Here is a 15352-nt window from a genome sequence, read left to right as displayed (position 1 = left end):
GGCGTGTCTCCCACTCCGCCACCACCGCTCCCGGCGCCCACGCCGCCGCCGACGGCGTTGCCGGACCACCCGAATACGCCCGGTATGAGGCCGGCCCGGCTGCCTTGCCGGCGACGACGTGGATCACCGGGCCCGGCGGCGCCGGAGTGGGAGACACGCCCTCGCCGATTTGCTTGTTTGTCGTCAGCAAACTTATTCTGGGGGTCCCCTTTGCAGAGCAGGTGATGGCTCCCCGTGTCCGAGGCCGTGCGCGACGCTCCCGCCACCGAGGACCTGACGCCGCACCCCCGGCGGCATGCCGTGTTCGTCGTCGTCGGTGTCGCGCTGTTGATGTTCTCCCTGGACCAGACCTCGGTCGCCACCGCGCTCACGACGCTCGGCGCGGACCTCGACGCCGACCTGGCCTGGACCGGCTGGACGGTCACGGCGTGCGCGGTCGGCCAGGTCCTCGCGCTCCCGCTCGGCGGGCGGCTGGGCGACCAGTTCGGCAAGCGGAAGGTCTTCCTCGTCGCGGTCGCCGCGTTCGCCCTGCTCTCGGCGCTGAGCGCGACCTCGACGACGATCGCCCAACTGATCGTCTGCCGGTTCGCCCAAGGCGTCGCGGGCGGCGTGATGCTGCCCGCCACCAGCGGCCTCGTCGCCTTCCACTACGGCCGCGAGCGGGACCGCGCGCTGGCCCTGTTCACCAGCGTCTTCCCGATGGGCTCGATCGCCGGACCGGTGCTCGGCGGCCTCATCCTGACGACGTGGTCGTGGCACGGGATCTTCCTGGTCAACGTCCCGATCGGGATCCTGCTCGTGGTCGCGGGGGCACTGCTGATCGGCGAACCACCGCGCAGGCGCCCCGAGAAGGTCGACGCGGGCGGCATCGCCCTGCTGCTGGGCACGCTCGTCTCCGGGATGGTCGCGATCACGCTCGTCGGGTCGACGACCGGCGGGGGTCTCGCCCCGGTGCTCGTCGCCGTGTGCGGGGTGCTGGCCCTGGTGGGCGGCTGGGCGTTCCTGCGCCACGCCCGCGTGCACCCGGACCCGGTGATCCCGCTGCGGCTGCTCCGCGGCGGCGGCCTGGGGATCATGAACAGCACGAACGTCCTGTTCGGCGCGGCCCTGGTGGGGTTCGGCGCGCTGCTGCCGGTCTACGCGCAGACCCGCTACGCGCTGCTCCCACTGGCGGCCGGGGTGCTGCTCACGGCCCGCGCGGTCGGGACCATCGCGTCGTCGGGGATCGCGGTGGCGCTGCTGCGCAGGCTCGGGCACCGACCGCTGGTGCTCACCGGGTTCGGGCTGATCATCACCGGTCTGCTGGTGGTCGCCGTCCCGCCTGCGGGGACCTCGCCCGCGGTCTGGCTCACGGTCGGCGCCGTGCTGTGCGGCCTCGGGATGGGCCTGGCGGGCCCGGCCGCGAACAACGCCGGCATGCACCTGGTCTCCGACGAGGTCACGGCCGTCAGCGGGCTGCGGATCATGTTCCGCCAGATGGGCGGGATCGCCTCGGTCTCGGTGATCACCGCGGTGCTCTCCGCCAGCGCCGAGCCGGGCCGGGCGGGGGGCGTCGCGTTCGCGGTGCTGGCGGGCCTGCTCGCCGTCGCCGCCGTCGGGATGTCCCGGATCCCCAACCACCGCGGCCGATGGTGACACCTACGCTCTCCCCCGTGGAGACCTGGACCGCCGCCGAGTGCGCCGAGGCCTGGGGCGTGCGGCCCGGGACCTGGGCCGGGTACGTCTCGCGCGGCCAGGCACCCGCCCCGCTGCCGGACACCGACCCCAAGCGGTGGTCCGCGGCCGAGGTGCGGGAGTTCCCCCGGCCCGGGGTGGGCCGCTCGCGCGCGGGCGCACGCCCCGAGGCCAAGTCGCTGCTGGCCGAGATGGAGGCCGTCGCGGAGCGGATGGAGGAGCTGCGCGCCGAACAGCGCAGGCTGCTCGTGGCCGGGCGCGACGAAGGACTGGAGATCAGCCCGATGGCGAAGGCGCTGGGCATCTCCCGCCAGACCGCCTACTCGTGGCTGAGGTAGCCCGCGAGCCCGACGGCGGGCGGCGGGCGCTGCGGCTGCTGCGGCTGGCCGTCGCGACGTCGAGCCTGGACCGGTTCGCGATCTCGCCCCTGCTCGTCGCCATCGGCCTGGAGCTCGGGGCGTCGCTGGCCGAGGTCGCGGTCGTCGCGTCCGGCTACTTCGTGGCGTACGGCCTGCTGCAGCCGGTGTGGGGCATGCTCGGCGACCGGATCGGGCTGGTCCGGGTCATGCGGATCGCGCTGCTGATCGCCGGGGTGGCCGGGCTGGCCTCGGCGTTCGCGCCGTCCGTGACCGCGCTCGCGGTCCTGCGGACGATCACCGGCGGCTGCTTCGGTGCCGTGAACCCCGCCGGGCTGGTCTACATCGGCGACACCTGGCCGGGCGGGGTCCGCCAGCGGGCACTGGTGCAGCTCGCGGCCGCGACCTCGACCGGCATCGCGGTGGCGACGGCCGGCGCGGGCCTGCTCGGCGACCTCACGGGGTGGCGGGTGGTCCTCGGCGCCACGGCGGTGATCGCCGTGGTCCTCGGCGTCGTGCTGCGGACGCTGCCCGAGCCCGTCCGCGACCGGCCGTCGGGGCCGCTGCAGGCGCTCGCGACCGTCGTCCGGAGCGGGTGGGCGTGGGTCGTGCTCGCGTTGGCGTTCGCCGAGGGCGCGGTGGTGGTCGGGGTGCTGACGTTCGTCGCGCCCGCCGTCCAGTCGCTCGGGTACGGCGCCACCGTCGCCGGGTTCGCCGCGGCGGGCTACGGCGTGGGCGTGATGCTGACCGCGGGCGCCGTGCGGCCCCTGGTCGGGCGCCTGCCCGCGGCCGCGCTCGCCGGCATCGGCGGGGCCTCGTCGGTGGCGGCGTGGGCCGTTCTCGCGGTCGCGCTCACCCTCCCGACGGCGGTCGTCGGAGGTCTGCTGCTCGGGGCGGGCTGGGCGTTCCTGCACTCCACCCTGCAGAACTGGGCCACCTCGGTGGTGCCGCAGGCCCGCGCCGCGATGATCGCCCTGTTCGCCGCGAGCCTGTTCCTGGGCAGCGCGGCCGGCACCGCGCTCGCCAGCGGGGCGGCGGACGCGGGGGACTTCGCCGCGGTCTTCCGGGTCGCGGTGCTGGTCACCGCGGTCCTGGCCGTCGCGGCTCCCCTCGCGCTCCGCGCCCGTGCGCGGTAAGTGGTGCTCTAGCACCACTTACCGCGCACGAGCGCCGGAGGCGCTACGCGACCCGGACGAGCTCGCGGAAGGTGCTGGCGTGGAAGACCAGCGGCTCGTCCGCGGGCAGCGCCCGGGCCGCGTGCACGCGCAGCAGCACGATCTGGTGGTCACCGGCGGGCAGCAGGTCCTCGACCGAGCAGTCCAGCTGGGCGGGCGAGCCCTCGACGAACACGGCGCCGTCGGCCGTGGTGGCCAGGTCCAGCCCGGCGAACCGGTCGCCGGTCTTGGAGGCCAGCTGCCGGCAGGCGACCGAGTGCGCCGACCCCAGCACGCTGACCCCGAGCCGGGGAAGGTCGGCGAGCTTCGGCCAGGTCGAGGACGTGTTCTGGATGCAGAAGGACACCAGCGGCGGGTCCATCGACACCGAGGTGAAGCTGCTCGCGGCGAGCCCCACCGGCCCGTCGGGCCCCTGGGCGCAGACGGCGACGACCCCGCTGGGGAAGCAGCCGTAGAGGGTGCGGAGGGCGGCGGTGTCGAGGATCGGGTCGGCGGGCCACGTCATGGCAGGTTCCTCTCGGGCACGGGGACGGGCACGGTCAGCAGGGGGACCGAGGTCGCGTCGGCGAGCGCACGCAGCCCGGCGGGTCCGAGCGGCTCCCCCGCCGCGTCGAGGACGTCCGCGAGCACGGCGACCGGGGGCAGCCCGGCGCGGGCGCAGAGCCGCACGGCCGCCTCGGCCACCGCACCCGCGGGCGTCGGACGGACCTCCGTGCCCGCCAGCTCGACGAGGACGTGCCCGGGCACGACCAGGTCGTCGGGGCCGGTCGCCGGGTCGGCCAGCATCCGCAGGGTCCGCGCGCGGGAGGCGGCGCTGATCCCGGTGCCGGTGCCGACGCCGTCCACGGACGCGGTCTGCAGGTTGCCGCGCCGTGCGCGGTCGACGCCGGACATCGGCGGCAGGCGCAGGGCGTCCGCCCGCTCCGGCTCGACGACGGCGCGCAGCAGGCCGGTGCTGTGCCGCACCGCCCACGCGACCCCCTCGGTGGTGGCGGTCGCCGCGGCGAGCAGCACGCAGGCGGACCCCGCGGAGCCGACCATCGGAACACCGCCCTTGGCCGGGCCGAGGACCAGGATCGGGCGGCCGTCGAACAGCGCCTCCACGATCGGCGAGGACGCCGCGCGGTCGGCCCGCAGCGCCGCGGTCACGCCGCACCGACCGTGGTCCGGGCGCCGGCGACGGCGCGGAGCGCGGGACCCCACAGCCCGGCCCAGTCGGCGAGCTGCGACTCCAGCTCGCCCGACTCGATCGCGGACTCGAGGACGTAGACGCCCCGGGTGGGGCAGGAGGCGCCGATCTCGACGAGCACCGGCCGCAGCTGCTCCTCGACCGCGAGGCTGTGCAGCGGGGCCGCGCCGACCATCAGCGGCACCGTGGCCAGCGCGCGCAGCTCGTCCCGCCCGAACTGGTCCAGGAAGGACTTCAGCAGGCCGGTGTAGGACGCCTTGTAGACCGGGGTGGCCACCACGAGCAGGTCGGCGTCGAGCACGGTGGCCTTGGCGGCGGCCACCGCGGGGTCGCCCCAGCTGAACAGGCCGCCCGCCAGCTCGGCGACCTCCACCGTCGACACCGCCGCCGCCGGCGCGACCGCCGCGGCCACGGCGTGGCCCGCGGCCGCCGTCCGGGAGCCGACCTTCGGGTTCCCGACGACGACCGTGACCCTCTCCACCGGTCCGGTCGATCCTTCGCACTCGCTCATGGCACCCATGGTCACCCCGGGGCCGCGTGTGTGGAGTGACTGCGGTGTCACGAGTTCTTTGCGCTACCCGAGACCGACGGTCGCCCGGCGTCCGCGCAGCTCAACGCGTCGGGGCCGGACGATCACGCCGTCAACCGCCGGTCCGCGCGGGCCCGGGTCAGCGCCCCTTCCACACCGGGGGGCGCTTCTCGGCGAAGGCGGTGGCCCCCTCCTTGGCGTCCTCGGATGCGAAGACCGGGCCGGTGATGGCCGCCTGGTGGGCCCACATGTTCTCCAGGGACCAGTCGACGGTCTGCTGCGCGACCGCCTTGGTCGCGGCGACGGCGAGCGGGCCGTTGGCGGCGATCGTCTCGGCGAGCGCGAGCGCGCCCTCGAGGGCGCCGCCCTCCTCGGTGACCCGGTTGACCAACCCGATCTGCGCGGCCCGCTCGGCCTGCAGCGGGTCGCCGGTGAGCAGCAGCTCCAGGGCGATGGCGGGCGGGATCCGCCGGGGCAGGTGGACCGCGGCCCCGGCCGCGGCGACGAGCGACCGCTTGACCTCGGGCACGCCGAACCTCGCGGTCGTGGCCGCCACCACGAGGTCGCACGCCAGCAGCAGCTCGAAGCCGCCCGCCAGCGCCCATCCTTCGACCGCGCCGATGAGCGGCTTGCGCGGCGGGGTCTGTGTGATCCCGCAGAGCCCGCGCCCCTCGATCGCCGGGCTCTCGCCGCGCAGGAAGCCCTTGAGGTCCATGCCCGCGGAGAACACGCCGCCGGCGCCGGTGAGGATGCCGACCCTCAGCTCGTCGGACGCGTCGAGCTCGTCGACGGCCGCGGCGATCCCCTGCGCCACACCGAGGTTGAGGGCGTTCTTCGCCTCCGGGCGGTTGATGGTGATGACCTGCACCGCACCTCGGCGCTCGACGAGGACCTCGTCCGACACGTTGCCTCCCACGCTGGATCCCGAGTCGATCTGAACGAACGTTCTGCTCCGAGTCGACCACGACTGCGGCCTGGGTCACAACCGTTCGTCCCGCCCAGGGCCGGACGAGTGGCGCGCGCCACCCTTCCGGCGTCCGACACGCCACCGCCCGTCCCTCGTCCGTGGGGATTCGACTCCGGACGGTGGACATTCCTTGCCCCAGAGTGACCGACCGGGCGATCATTCGTGGGCACGGTCCGGGCACGAGGCGTGACGGAGCGTCAGGTTGTTCGGCGAGAGTAGGGAGAGTGGCATGTCGGGTGAGCAGGATCCGCACAGTGACTACGGCTACGACCTGGCCCACGAGCTGACCATCGCCCTGCGGCTGCCGCAGCGGCGGACGCGGACCACGGTCTCCGTGCCCGCCCAGGTCCTGCGCCGCGAAATGGACCTCGACGTCGAGACGCCGGAGGGCGCGGGCGCCTGACGCCGCTGAGAGTCCCTCAGCGCGGGAACGTGGCATGACGTAATGCGGCCGGGGCCGCGGGCGACGGCCCGGGTGGCCCCGGCCGTCGCGTCGACGGCCACGTCGGGGGCCGCGGCACTGTGAGGGCCCCCTTGTCCGAGACGTCCGAGACGCGCGAGGCGACAGCGCCACCCGCACCACCGGCGCCCGCCACCCCGCCGCCGGTGCACGGCGAGAAGCTCGACCGGGCCGTGCTGGCCACCGCCGGGGTGGTCGTGCTGGGCGCGCTCATGTCCATCCTGGACGTGACCGTCGTCAACGTCGCGATCAACACCCTGGCCCGGGACTTCGACACGTCGCTGACCACGATCCAGTGGGTCGCCACGGGCTACACCCTCGCGCTCGCGACGGTCATCCCGCTCACCGCGTGGGGCGCCGAACGGTTCGGCACCACGCGGCTCTACATGATCTCGATCGCGCTGTTCGTGCTCGGCTCGGCGCTCGCGGGCACCGCGTGGGACGCCGCGTCGCTGATCGGCTTCCGGGTGCTGCAGGGCCTCGGCGGCGGCATGATCATGCCGCTGGGCATGACGATCCTGACCCGCGCCGCGGGCCCCCACCGGGTCGGCCGCCTGATGGCCGTCATCGGCATCCCGATGCTGCTGGGCCCCGTGCTCGGCCCGGTGCTCGGCGGCTGGCTGGTCGACGACTACTCGTGGCGCTGGATCTTCTTCATCAACCTGCCGATCGGCCTGCTCGCGCTCGTGCTCGCGGCGCGGATCCTGCCGCGCGACACCCCGGGCGGCCGGGCCCGGCTGGACCGCGTCGGACTGCTGCTGCTCTCCCCCGGGCTCGCCCTGCTGATCTACGGCCTCGCCGAGTCCGGTGCGAACGGGGGCTTCGGGCACGTCCAGGTGATCCTGCCCGCGGTCGTGGGCGCGCTGCTCGTCGCGGGCTTCGTGTGGCACGCGCTGCGCACCCCCCATCCGCTCGTGGACCTGCGCCTCTACCGCAACCGGGTCTTCGCCGCCTCCAGCGGCACGCTCATGCTCGTGGTGATCGCGGTCTTCGGCGGCATGCTGCTGATGCCGCTCTACCTGCAGCTCGTGCGCGGCGAGTCGCCCCTGGACACCGGACTGCTGATCGCCCCGCAGGGCCTCGGCGCCATGCTCGCCATGCCGATCGCGGGCCGGCTCGCCGACCGCACCGGCATCGGCCGCTTCGTGCCGATCGGGCTCGCGCTCGTGGCGGGCTCCTACACCTGGCTGTCCGTCCAGCTGGCCGCGGACACCCCGTACTGGCACCTGTCGATCGCGCTGTTCGTCACGGGCGTCGGCATGGGCTTCACGATGATGCCGACCATGACCGGCGCGCTGCAGACCATGCCGCGGGCGTCGATCGCCGGGGCCAGCACGGCGCTGAACATCACCCAGCAGGTCGCCGCGTCGTTCGGCACCGCCGTGCTGTCGGTGGTCCTCGCGACGACCATGACCGGCAGGCTCGGCGGCGCCGCCGCGGGCGGCAGCATCGGCGACCTGGCGGCGTTGCCGCAGGACGTGTTCGCCCGGATCCAGCCCGCGCTCGCGGAGTCCTTCGGCCACACCTTCCGCATCGCCGCGATCTTCGTGGCGCTCGCCTTCGTCGTCGCGCTGGTCCTGCTGCCCAAGCGCCGCCCGGCCGCCCCGGTCGAGTAGCGGCTGCGCCGCTCGTGCGCGGTAAGTGGTGCTCTGGCACCACTTACCGCGCACGGGCGCCGAAGGCGCAGGTCAGGGTGTGCGCCAGAAGGCCGCGAGCTGGGCGGCGGCGCCCGCCAGACCCAGACCCGCCGCGACGGCCGCGCGCTGCCCACCGGTGAGGCGGCGGTCCAGGCCCGTGGCGTGGTCCACGCTGAAGCGGCCGGGGCCGATCGCGGCCAGTGCCACCGCCGCGGTGGCCAGGTTCGTGACGTACTCCCAGCCCTCGGCGGTGATGAAGAACCCGTTGGGGACGTGCACCGAGCGGGCCGCCACCCCCATCGTCCCGACGACAGCGGCCGCGGCCAGTGGCGTCCCCGCCCCGGCCAGGAGCAACGCCCCGGACCCGATCTCGACGACGGCGCTCGCCTGCGCCTGGAGCCTCGGCTGCCGGAACCCGATGGACCCGAACCAGCCCGCGGTGCCCTCCAGGGAGCGCCCGTGCTTCACCCCGTGCGCGATCATCGTCCCGCCCACCGCCGAGCGCAGCAGCAGACTCGCGATCTCGCGCCCCACCCGGTTGCGTCGCCGTCCCATGGAAGCCGTCCCCTCGTCGTCGCTCAGGTTCCGCACCCTACGCACGCAGCGAAATGTCCGGACGGCGTCGACCCGTTCCCAGCAGGCAGAACGATTGCTGTGACCGGGTCCGCAATCCCAACTCCTGAGGTTGGGTATCAGGACGATCGGCGCTACCGTCGGCCTCATGACCGGCGTCCTGCTCACCACCCGGGGTCACATCGACCTCGGGCGCGTGGCGTCGGCACTCTGTCCGCGCTGACCGCCCTCGTCGGACCAGGCCGCGCAGCACGCGGCGCTCCACCAGGGTGCCCGGTGCGTGAGACAGGCTCCCGGGTGCCCGCTCGCCCCTAGGGACACCCATGACCACGACGCCCGAGCGGGCCCGTGTGCAACCACCGTCCGAGCACCCCGAGCGCGGCCCCGTCGAGACGGTGACGTTGCGCGCCGAGGCCGACGCCCGCCCCTCCCGCATCCCGCGCTGGGCCCTGAAGACCCTGTCGCCGATCGTGCTGATCGCGCTGTGGCAGGTGCTCTCCAGCGTCGGGATCCTGGAGGACGACACGCTCGCCTCGCCGCTGACGATCGCGCAGACCGCCGCCGACATGTGGTCGGACGGCACCCTGCAGAGCGCCGTGCTGACCTCGGTGTTCCGGGTGGTCGTCGGACTCGCCATCGGGTTGGTCGCCGCCCTCGTCCTCGCCACCCTCGCCGGGCTGTTCCGCGTGGGCGAGGACGTCATCGACGCCCCGATGCAGATGCTGCGCACGGTGCCGGTCATCGGCCTGATCCCGCTGCTCATCATCTGGTTCGGCATCGACGAGCAGCCGAAGATCATCCTGGTCGCGCTGGCCGCCACGTTCCCGCTCTACATGAACCTCTACGGCGGCATCCGCAACGTCGACTCCTCGCTGATCGAGGCCGCCCGCACGCTCGGCCTCGGCTGGTTCGGCCAGGTGCGGCACGTGATCCTGCCCAGCGCGATGCCCCAGGCGCTGATCGGGCTGCGCTACGCCCTGGGCACCGCCTGGCTGGCGCTGGTCTTCGGCGAGACGATCAACGCCACCTCGGGCATCGGCTACGAGATGAACAAGGCCCGCGAGTTCTTCGCGACCGACATCATCGTCGTCTGCCTCGCGCTCTACGCGATCCTCGGCCTGGTCGCGGACATGATCGTGCGTGCACTCGAGAGGGGGCTGCTGTCGTGGCGACCGGCGTTCAGCGGGAAGTGAAGGCGGTCGAGGTCCGCGGCCTCACCCGACGGTTCGGCGACCGGGCGGTGATCCAGGACCTGGACCTGGACATCGCGCCGGGCCAGTTCGTGGCGCTGCTGGGCGCCTCGGGCTGCGGCAAGTCCACCCTGCTGCGGATCCTGGCGGACCTGGACAAGGACGTGTCCGGCGAGGTCACGGTGGCCCGCAGGCGCGCCGTCGGGTTCCAGGCCCCGCGGCTGATGCCGTGGAAGCGGGTGTGGCGCAACGTCGTCCTCGGCCTGCCCGGCAGGCCGGACCGCGAGCGCGCCGTCGCCGCGTTGACCGAGGTGGGCCTCGCGCACCGGGTCGACGTCTGGCCGAAGGTCCTCTCCGGCGGCGAGGCGCAGCGCGCCGCGCTGGCCCGCGCGCTGGTCCGGGAGCCGGACCTGCTGCTGCTCGACGAGCCGTTCTCCGCGCTCGACGCGCTGACCCGGATCACCGCCCGCGGGCTGGTCGACGAGGTGTGGCAGCGGCACGGCTGCGCGGTCCTGCTCGTCACCCACGACGTCGAGGAAGCGCTGGCGCTCGCCGACCGCGTCCTGGTCATGCAGGACGGGAAGATCGGCTACGACTCCCCCGTGGAGATCGACCGCCCGCGAGACGTCACCGATCCCGAGTTCCAGCGCCTGCGCGCCGAGCTGCTCGCGCGCCTCGGCGTGCACTAGGAGGAGACCACGATGGTCGAGTTCATCGGCATGATCGGGACCCAGGAGGTCTCCGAGATCCACCCCGCGTCGGGGCCGATCGTGGACCGGGACACGGTGCGCCGCTTCGTGTCCGCCCACGAGGAGGGCGGCTTCGACAAGGTCCTGGTGGGCCACTCGTCGTCCACCCCGGACGGCCTGCAGGTCGCCGCCTTCGCCGCCGCGCACTCCGAGCGGCTGGGCTTCCTGGTCGCGCACCGCCCCGGCTTCACCGAGCCCACCCTGGCCGCGCGCCAGTACGCCACGCTGGACCACTTCTCCGGCGGCGGCCGGGTCGCCATGCACGTCATCTCCGGCGGGTCGGACACCGACCAGCGCCGCGACGGGGACTGGCTGGACAAGGACCAGCGCTACGCGCGCACCGACTCCTACCTGCAGGTCGTCCAGAAGGCCTGGTACTCCCCGGAGGCCTTCGACTTCGCCGACGAGCACTACCGGGTGGCCGGTGTGCAGCAGGAGATCCGCCCGCTGAGCCCGCACATCCCGATCTTCTTCGGCGGGTCCTCCGAGGCCGCGTTCCGGGTCGGCGGCAAGCACGCGGACGTCTTCGCGCTCTGGGGCGAGCCGCTCGCCGAGACCGCCGAGCAGATCGCGCGGGTGCACGAGGCGGCACGGGCGGCGGGCCGCACCGAGCTGCCGCGGATCTCGGTGTCCTTCCGGCCCATCCTCGGCGCCACCGAGGAGCAGGCCTGGGCGCGCGCCCACGCGATCCGGGACGCGATCGTGGCGGCGAAGGGCGGGCACGGCTCGTTCACCGGCACCCGGATGCGCCAGGCGGGTGCGCCGGCGAACGTCGGCTCCCAGCGGCTGCTCGCCGCCGCCGAGAAGGGCGAGCTGCACGACCGCTGCCTCTGGACCGCCACGGCGGCGGCGTCGGGGGCGGCGGGCAACTCCACGGCGCTCGTCGGCACCCCCGAGACCGTGGCGCAGGCGCTGCTGGACTACGTCGACATCGGCGTGACCACGCTGCTGCTGCGCGGCTACGACCCGATCTCCGACGCGACCGACTACGGCCGCGAGCTGCTCCCGCTCGTCCGGGCCGAGGTGGCCCGCCGCACCCCCCGGCCGGTGGTGTCCGCGTGACCGCGACCGTTCCGCGGCGGGGGCAGGCCCCCGCCGTCTTCACCCCCACCGCCGCGGTCCGCGGCACCGTCGTGGTGCTGGTCGGCCGCGGCGAGCACCCCGGGATCTACACCCGCTTCGGCACCCGGCTGGCCTTCGACGGGTACACCGTCGTCGTCCCGCCCGCCGAGGCGTCGGACGCCGAGATCGGGGACGCCCTGGCCGCGGGCGAGGGCGCGCGCGTCCTGCTCGGCTCGGACGCGGGAGCGCTGCGGGCCTGGTCCGTCGCGGCCACCACCCGGCCGGACGCGCTGGTGCTCGCCGGCGTGCCGCTGGGCGAGGGAGACGTCCCCGGCGACCACGACGCCGAGATCGCCGCCCGCACCGCGTGCCCGATCCACCGCCAGGTCCTCGACGCCGACCCGGACTTCCGCTGGGGCGCGCTGACCGGCGCGCTCCCCGAGCCGCCGCAGACGCTGCCGGACGTGCCGACCCTGGTGCTGCACGGCGAGGCCGACCCGATCGCCCCGGTGGCGGCGGTCACCGCACGGTTCGCGGACGTCGCCGTGGTCCGGGACGGCGTGCACGACGTGCTCAACGACCAGTTCCACCGGATCGTCGCCGCGCGCCTGGTGACCTTCCTCGAGGGCGTCGCCAAGGGCGCCGGGTTCGTCGAGCCCGCCGCGCGGGAGACGACCAAGGCCCGCAAGGCGGCACCGCTGCACGTCTCGGCGCGGCTGGACTACGCCCTGCGCGCGATCGCCGAGCTGATCGACGCGGACACCCCCATCCGGTGCGAGAACGTGGCGCGCAGCCGCGAGATCCCGCTGAACTCGCTGGTCAACATCATGATCCAGCTGCGGAAGGCCGGTCTGGTGACCAGCCGCCGCGGCTGCGAGGGCGGCTACCTGCTCGCCCGGGACGCAGCGAGCATCACCCTGGCCGACGTCGTCCGGGCCACCGAGGGCGCGATCGCCACCGTGCCCGACGGGGTGCTCTGGGCCGGGCTGGAGCAGTCCGTGCGCCAGTATCTCGAGGAGCGGTCCGTGCTGGAGCTGAGGAGCTGACCATGAGTGACGCCTTCCACCCCGACTTCACCGCGGCCCAGGCGCAGCTGCCCGACCGCGCCCGAGTGCACCTGATCAAGAACGCGGACCTGTCCGGCGACACCACGCAGACCACCGGCATGACCCGGCGCGAGGCCGTCAGCGGCAAGACCGTCGGCTCGGAGAAGCTCTGGACCGGCGAGACGCACGTCGCGCCCGCCACCAACTCCGGCGACCACCACCACGGCGAGGCCGAGACCTCGATCTACATCGTCAGCGGCCACCCGCGGTTCGTCTTCCACGACGGCACCGGCGAGGTGGCCCTGCAGACGGAGCCCGGCGACTACATCTTCGTGCCGCCCTTCGTCCCGCACCGCGAGGAGAACCCGGACCCGGAGCACCCGGCCGTCGTCGTGATCTCCCGCAGCACCCAGGAGGGGATCGTCGTGAACCTCCCCGCCCTGTACCCCCTCGACAGTCCTCTCGACAGTACGGAAGAGAACCCTTCGTGAAGCGCCTGCTCACCGCACTCCTGGCCACCGCCGCGCTGGGCCTGACCGCCTGCGGCGGCTCGAACGCCCAGTCCGACGGCCCGGTCGACCTCGCCACCGTCACCCTCAAGGTCGGTGACCAGGCCGGCATCCAGCAGGCGCTGGTCGAGGCCTCCGGGGCGCTCCAGGGCGCCCCCTACACGGTCGAGTGGGCCCAGTTCCCCGCGGCCGCCCCGGTGTTGGAGGCGTTGCGCGGCAAGGCCGTCGACCTCGGCGTGGCCGGTGACGCCCCCACCCTGACCGCGCTCTCCTCCACCGACGACATCAAGATCGTCGCGGCGAGCCGGGTGCCCCAGCAGTACGGCCTGTCGGTCATCGTGCCGAAGGACTCCCCCATCCGGTCGGTGGCGGACCTCAAGGGCAAGACCGTCTCGCCCACCACCCAGGGCTCCGTCGGGCACTATCTGCTGCTGCAGGCGCTCAAGGAGGTCGGGCTCACCGCGGACGACGTCACCGTCTCCTTCCTGCAGCCGGTCGACGCCGCCGCGGCCATGTCCTCGGGCTCGATCGACGCCTGGTCCACCTGGGACCCCTACACCGCGGTCGCCGAGCAGGAGCAGGGCGCGCGGGTCATCCGGGCGGCGCAGGGCCTGGCGCCCGGCCTGACGTTCCTCGACGCCAACACCGAGGCGCTGGAGGACGCCGGCAAGAAGCAGGCCATGCAGGACTTCATCGCGCGCTACGGCCAGGCGGTGCAGTGGGCGCAGGAGCACCCGGCCGAGACCGCCGCGATCTACACCCGGCTCACCCAGCGGCCCGCCGCCGTCGCGGACCTGATGTCGGAGCGGGCCAACCGCAACCTGGTGCCGATCGACGCCGCGCTCGTCGGCGAGATCCAGGCGGTGGCGGACAACTACGAGTCCTTCGGCGTCCTGCGCAAGAAGGTCGAGGTGTCCGAGGCGGTGCAGGACCTGTCCCCCGCGGCCGTCACCTCCTGACGCACCCGCCGCGGGAGATCCTTCCGAGCGTGACGGGAGCGCACGTGCGAGAGCGCTCCCGTCACAGTCGCCGGCAGTGATCCTTCCGAACGTCACGGGAGTGCACTCACCACAGCGCTCGCGTGACGCTCGTGGTCAGGGGTGGGTGGGTTCCGGGGTGTCGGTCAGGGAACCGCAGCGCAGGACGGCGCAGGCCGCGGCGGCGACCAGGGCCGCGCAGGCGATCCAGGCCGTTGCCCACCCCCGCGTGTCGACGACCGCGCCGAACACCGGGGCGCTGACCAGCGCGCCGACGAAGTAGCCGGTCATCGTCACGCCCGCCGCGCGGGCGGCCGCCGCCGGGGCCGCGGCGACCACGAGGGCGTGCAGCAGGCCCACCGCGAGCAGGTGCGCCACCGTGGCCAGGGTGAGCCCCAGCACCCCGACGACCGGCCCCGCCGCGCCGATCGCCACGGATCCGGCCAGGAGCAGGGAGCCGAGCGCGGCGACCGCGCAGGCGATCGCCGCGCGGGAGCCGAGGATGCGGGCGCTCCCGCCGCGGGAGCGTGCGGCCATGACCAGCACTCCCACCACGCCCGCGACCGAGACGAGCGCGGCCAGCAGCCCCGCCGTCGGGACCGGCACGGCGAGCCCGTCGCCGAGGAACGACACCGACCACACCATCACCGGTTGCGAGCCCGTGATCAGCAGGAACGCGGCCACCGGGAACCAGCCGAACCCCACCGGCAGCCCGGATCGGCCCGGGCCCACCGCGCGGCGGACACCGGGCGGGCTCGCACCGGGCAGGACCCGCCAGGCCGCCGCGGCCACCAGCACCACCGGCACCGCGAGCAGGCCGAGGAGCAGCCGCCATCCCGTGACGGCCGCGACCGGCCCCGCACCCAGCGAGGCGACCACGACGAGCGCCGGGATGCCCGCGGTGCGCACGGCCATCACCCGGGTCCGCGCGGCGGCGGGCACGGCGGCGGCCACGGCGAGGGTGGTGCCGGTGTTGGTCAGCGCATACCCGGCACCGCAGACGACGGCGACCACGGCCAGGGCCGCGTACTCCCCCACCGCCGCGGCGACGAGCAAGCCGCAGGCGAGCACCGACAGGTCCGCGACGACGGCCGCCCGCGCCCCGATCCGCTCGGTGAGCCGCCCCGCCGCGACCGAGCCGAGACCCGTCGCGCCGAAGAACAGCCCGACCAGCACGCCGACCGCGGTGCGGCCGACGCCGGACCCGGCGAGCACCGGCGCCAGCAGGCCGAACAGGAAGCCGGGCACGCTGCCGAACC

Annotated in this window: 18 protein-coding genes; 12 read left to right on the top strand and 6 right to left on the bottom strand. The window is 74.4% G+C overall.

The features are described 5' to 3' along the window. The first annotated feature begins 234 nt into the window (after positions 1-234). Genes L3X23_RS04660 through L3X23_RS04650 form a run of 3 tightly spaced genes read left to right on the top strand, consistent with a single transcriptional unit; the run spans position 235 to position 3166 of the window. A complete protein-coding gene (locus L3X23_RS04660; RefSeq protein ID WP_237190861.1) occupies positions 235-1635 on the top strand; it encodes an MFS transporter in 1401 nt (466 codons plus the stop codon). A 17-nt stretch (positions 1636-1652) separates the two neighbouring features. Then, positions 1653-2012, top strand: coding sequence for a sigma-70 region 4 domain-containing protein (locus L3X23_RS04655; RefSeq protein WP_237190860.1), 360 nt, complete (start codon positions 1653-1655; stop codon positions 2010-2012). Further along, positions 2000-3166 carry an MFS transporter gene (locus tag L3X23_RS04650; RefSeq protein ID WP_237190859.1) on the top strand — a complete coding sequence of 389 codons (1167 nt, stop codon included), beginning with the start codon at positions 2000-2002 and terminating at the stop codon, positions 3164-3166. The genes L3X23_RS04655 and L3X23_RS04650 overlap by 13 nt, the downstream gene beginning before the upstream one ends. Before the next feature lie 43 nt (positions 3167-3209). Here L3X23_RS04650 and L3X23_RS04645 read toward each other — a convergent pair whose 3' ends face one another. From L3X23_RS04645 to L3X23_RS04630, 4 genes are all read right to left on the bottom strand, one after another. Then, positions 3210-3710 carry a flavin reductase family protein gene (locus L3X23_RS04645; RefSeq protein WP_093089258.1) on the bottom strand — a complete coding sequence of 167 codons (501 nt, stop codon included), beginning with the start codon at positions 3708-3710 and terminating at the stop codon, positions 3210-3212. Next, positions 3707-4354, bottom strand: coding sequence for a 3,4-dihydroxy-2-butanone-4-phosphate synthase (locus L3X23_RS04640; protein ID WP_237190858.1), 648 nt, complete (start codon positions 4352-4354; stop codon positions 3707-3709). The genes L3X23_RS04645 and L3X23_RS04640 overlap by 4 nt, the downstream gene beginning before the upstream one ends. After that, on the bottom strand, positions 4351-4875 hold the full coding sequence (locus L3X23_RS04635; RefSeq protein ID WP_237190857.1) for an NAD(P)H-dependent oxidoreductase: 525 nt from the start codon (positions 4873-4875) through the stop codon (positions 4351-4353). The genes L3X23_RS04640 and L3X23_RS04635 overlap by 4 nt, the downstream gene beginning before the upstream one ends. A gap of 187 nt (positions 4876-5062) precedes the next feature. Continuing rightward, positions 5063-5827, bottom strand: coding sequence for a crotonase/enoyl-CoA hydratase family protein (locus tag L3X23_RS04630; RefSeq protein WP_237197927.1), 765 nt, complete (start codon positions 5825-5827; stop codon positions 5063-5065). Positions 5828-6119: 292 nt separating this feature from the next. Here L3X23_RS04630 and L3X23_RS04625 point away from each other — a divergent pair, with 292 nt between their 5' ends. Both L3X23_RS04625 and L3X23_RS04620 read left to right on the top strand, forming a co-directional pair. After that, positions 6120-6293 (top strand): hypothetical protein, encoded by a 174-nt coding sequence (locus L3X23_RS04625; RefSeq protein ID WP_237190856.1) that lies wholly within the window; start codon positions 6120-6122, stop codon positions 6291-6293. A gap of 131 nt (positions 6294-6424) precedes the next feature. Beyond that, a complete protein-coding gene (locus L3X23_RS04620) occupies positions 6425-7966 on the top strand; it encodes a DHA2 family efflux MFS transporter permease subunit (RefSeq protein ID WP_237190855.1) in 1542 nt (513 codons plus the stop codon). 72 nt (positions 7967-8038) lie between these two features. Here the strand turns inward: L3X23_RS04620 and L3X23_RS04615 are convergent, their stop codons facing one another. After that, positions 8039-8542 (bottom strand): DoxX family protein, encoded by a 504-nt coding sequence (locus L3X23_RS04615; protein ID WP_237190854.1) that lies wholly within the window; start codon positions 8540-8542, stop codon positions 8039-8041. Between the two features lie 166 nt (positions 8543-8708). Between L3X23_RS04615 and L3X23_RS36555 the strand changes: the two genes are divergently transcribed. The 7 genes from L3X23_RS36555 (at position 8709) to L3X23_RS04585 (ending at position 14075) form a co-directional block, all read left to right on the top strand. After that, positions 8709-8783, top strand: coding sequence for a putative leader peptide (locus L3X23_RS36555; RefSeq protein WP_374204977.1), 75 nt, complete (start codon positions 8709-8711; stop codon positions 8781-8783). 100 nt (positions 8784-8883) lie between these two features. Then, positions 8884-9753 (top strand): ABC transporter permease, encoded by an 870-nt coding sequence (locus L3X23_RS04610; RefSeq protein ID WP_237190853.1) that lies wholly within the window; start codon positions 8884-8886, stop codon positions 9751-9753. Next, entirely contained in the window at positions 9726-10439 is a 714-nt protein-coding gene (locus L3X23_RS04605) for an ABC transporter ATP-binding protein (protein WP_237190852.1), read from the top strand. The genes L3X23_RS04610 and L3X23_RS04605 overlap by 28 nt, the downstream gene beginning before the upstream one ends. Positions 10440-10451: 12 nt before the next feature. After that, the gene (locus L3X23_RS04600) at positions 10452-11561 is read left to right on the top strand and encodes an LLM class flavin-dependent oxidoreductase (protein WP_237190851.1); all 1110 of its coding nucleotides are present in this window, start codon (positions 10452-10454) and stop codon (positions 11559-11561) included. Further along, positions 11558-12607 (top strand): Rrf2 family transcriptional regulator, encoded by a 1050-nt coding sequence (locus L3X23_RS35990; protein WP_237190850.1) that lies wholly within the window; start codon positions 11558-11560, stop codon positions 12605-12607. The genes L3X23_RS04600 and L3X23_RS35990 overlap by 4 nt, the downstream gene beginning before the upstream one ends. Before the next feature lie 2 nt (positions 12608-12609). After that, positions 12610-13098 (top strand): cupin domain-containing protein, encoded by a 489-nt coding sequence (locus L3X23_RS04590; protein WP_237190849.1) that lies wholly within the window; start codon positions 12610-12612, stop codon positions 13096-13098. After that, the gene (locus L3X23_RS04585; protein ID WP_237190848.1) at positions 13095-14075 is read left to right on the top strand and encodes an ABC transporter substrate-binding protein; all 981 of its coding nucleotides are present in this window, start codon (positions 13095-13097) and stop codon (positions 14073-14075) included. The genes L3X23_RS04590 and L3X23_RS04585 overlap by 4 nt, the downstream gene beginning before the upstream one ends. A gap of 135 nt (positions 14076-14210) precedes the next feature. On the opposite strand, the gene L3X23_RS04580 is transcribed toward L3X23_RS04585, so the two are convergent. Then, on the bottom strand, positions 14211-15341 hold the full coding sequence (locus L3X23_RS04580) for an MFS transporter (protein WP_237190847.1): 1131 nt from the start codon (positions 15339-15341) through the stop codon (positions 14211-14213). Positions 15342-15352 lie beyond the last annotated feature (11 nt).

The sequence above is a fragment of the Pseudonocardia sp. WMMC193 genome (genome assembly GCF_021728735.1).
GTDB lineage: Bacteria > Actinomycetota > Actinomycetes > Mycobacteriales > Pseudonocardiaceae > Pseudonocardia > Pseudonocardia oroxyli.
Note: the sequence above shows the minus strand (reverse complement) of the source record. Positions and strands in the feature narration are given on the sequence as shown.

Excerpts from the sequence above, each read along its gene's own strand:
- L3X23_RS04610 (WP_237190853.1), top strand. The coding sequence starts at position 8,884 with ATGACCACGACGCCCGAGCGGGCCCGTGTGCAACCACCGTCCGAGCAC.
- L3X23_RS04615 (WP_237190854.1), bottom strand. The coding sequence starts at position 8,542 with ATGGGACGGCGACGCAACCGGGTGGGGCGCGAGATCGCGAGTCTGCTG.
- L3X23_RS04625 (WP_237190856.1), top strand. The coding sequence starts at position 6,120 with ATGTCGGGTGAGCAGGATCCGCACAGTGACTACGGCTACGACCTGGCC.
- L3X23_RS04600 (WP_237190851.1), top strand. The coding sequence starts at position 10,452 with ATGGTCGAGTTCATCGGCATGATCGGGACCCAGGAGGTCTCCGAGATC.
- L3X23_RS04590 (WP_237190849.1), top strand. The coding sequence starts at position 12,610 with ATGAGTGACGCCTTCCACCCCGACTTCACCGCGGCCCAGGCGCAGCTG.
- L3X23_RS04645 (WP_093089258.1), bottom strand. The coding sequence starts at position 3,710 with ATGACGTGGCCCGCCGACCCGATCCTCGACACCGCCGCCCTCCGCACC.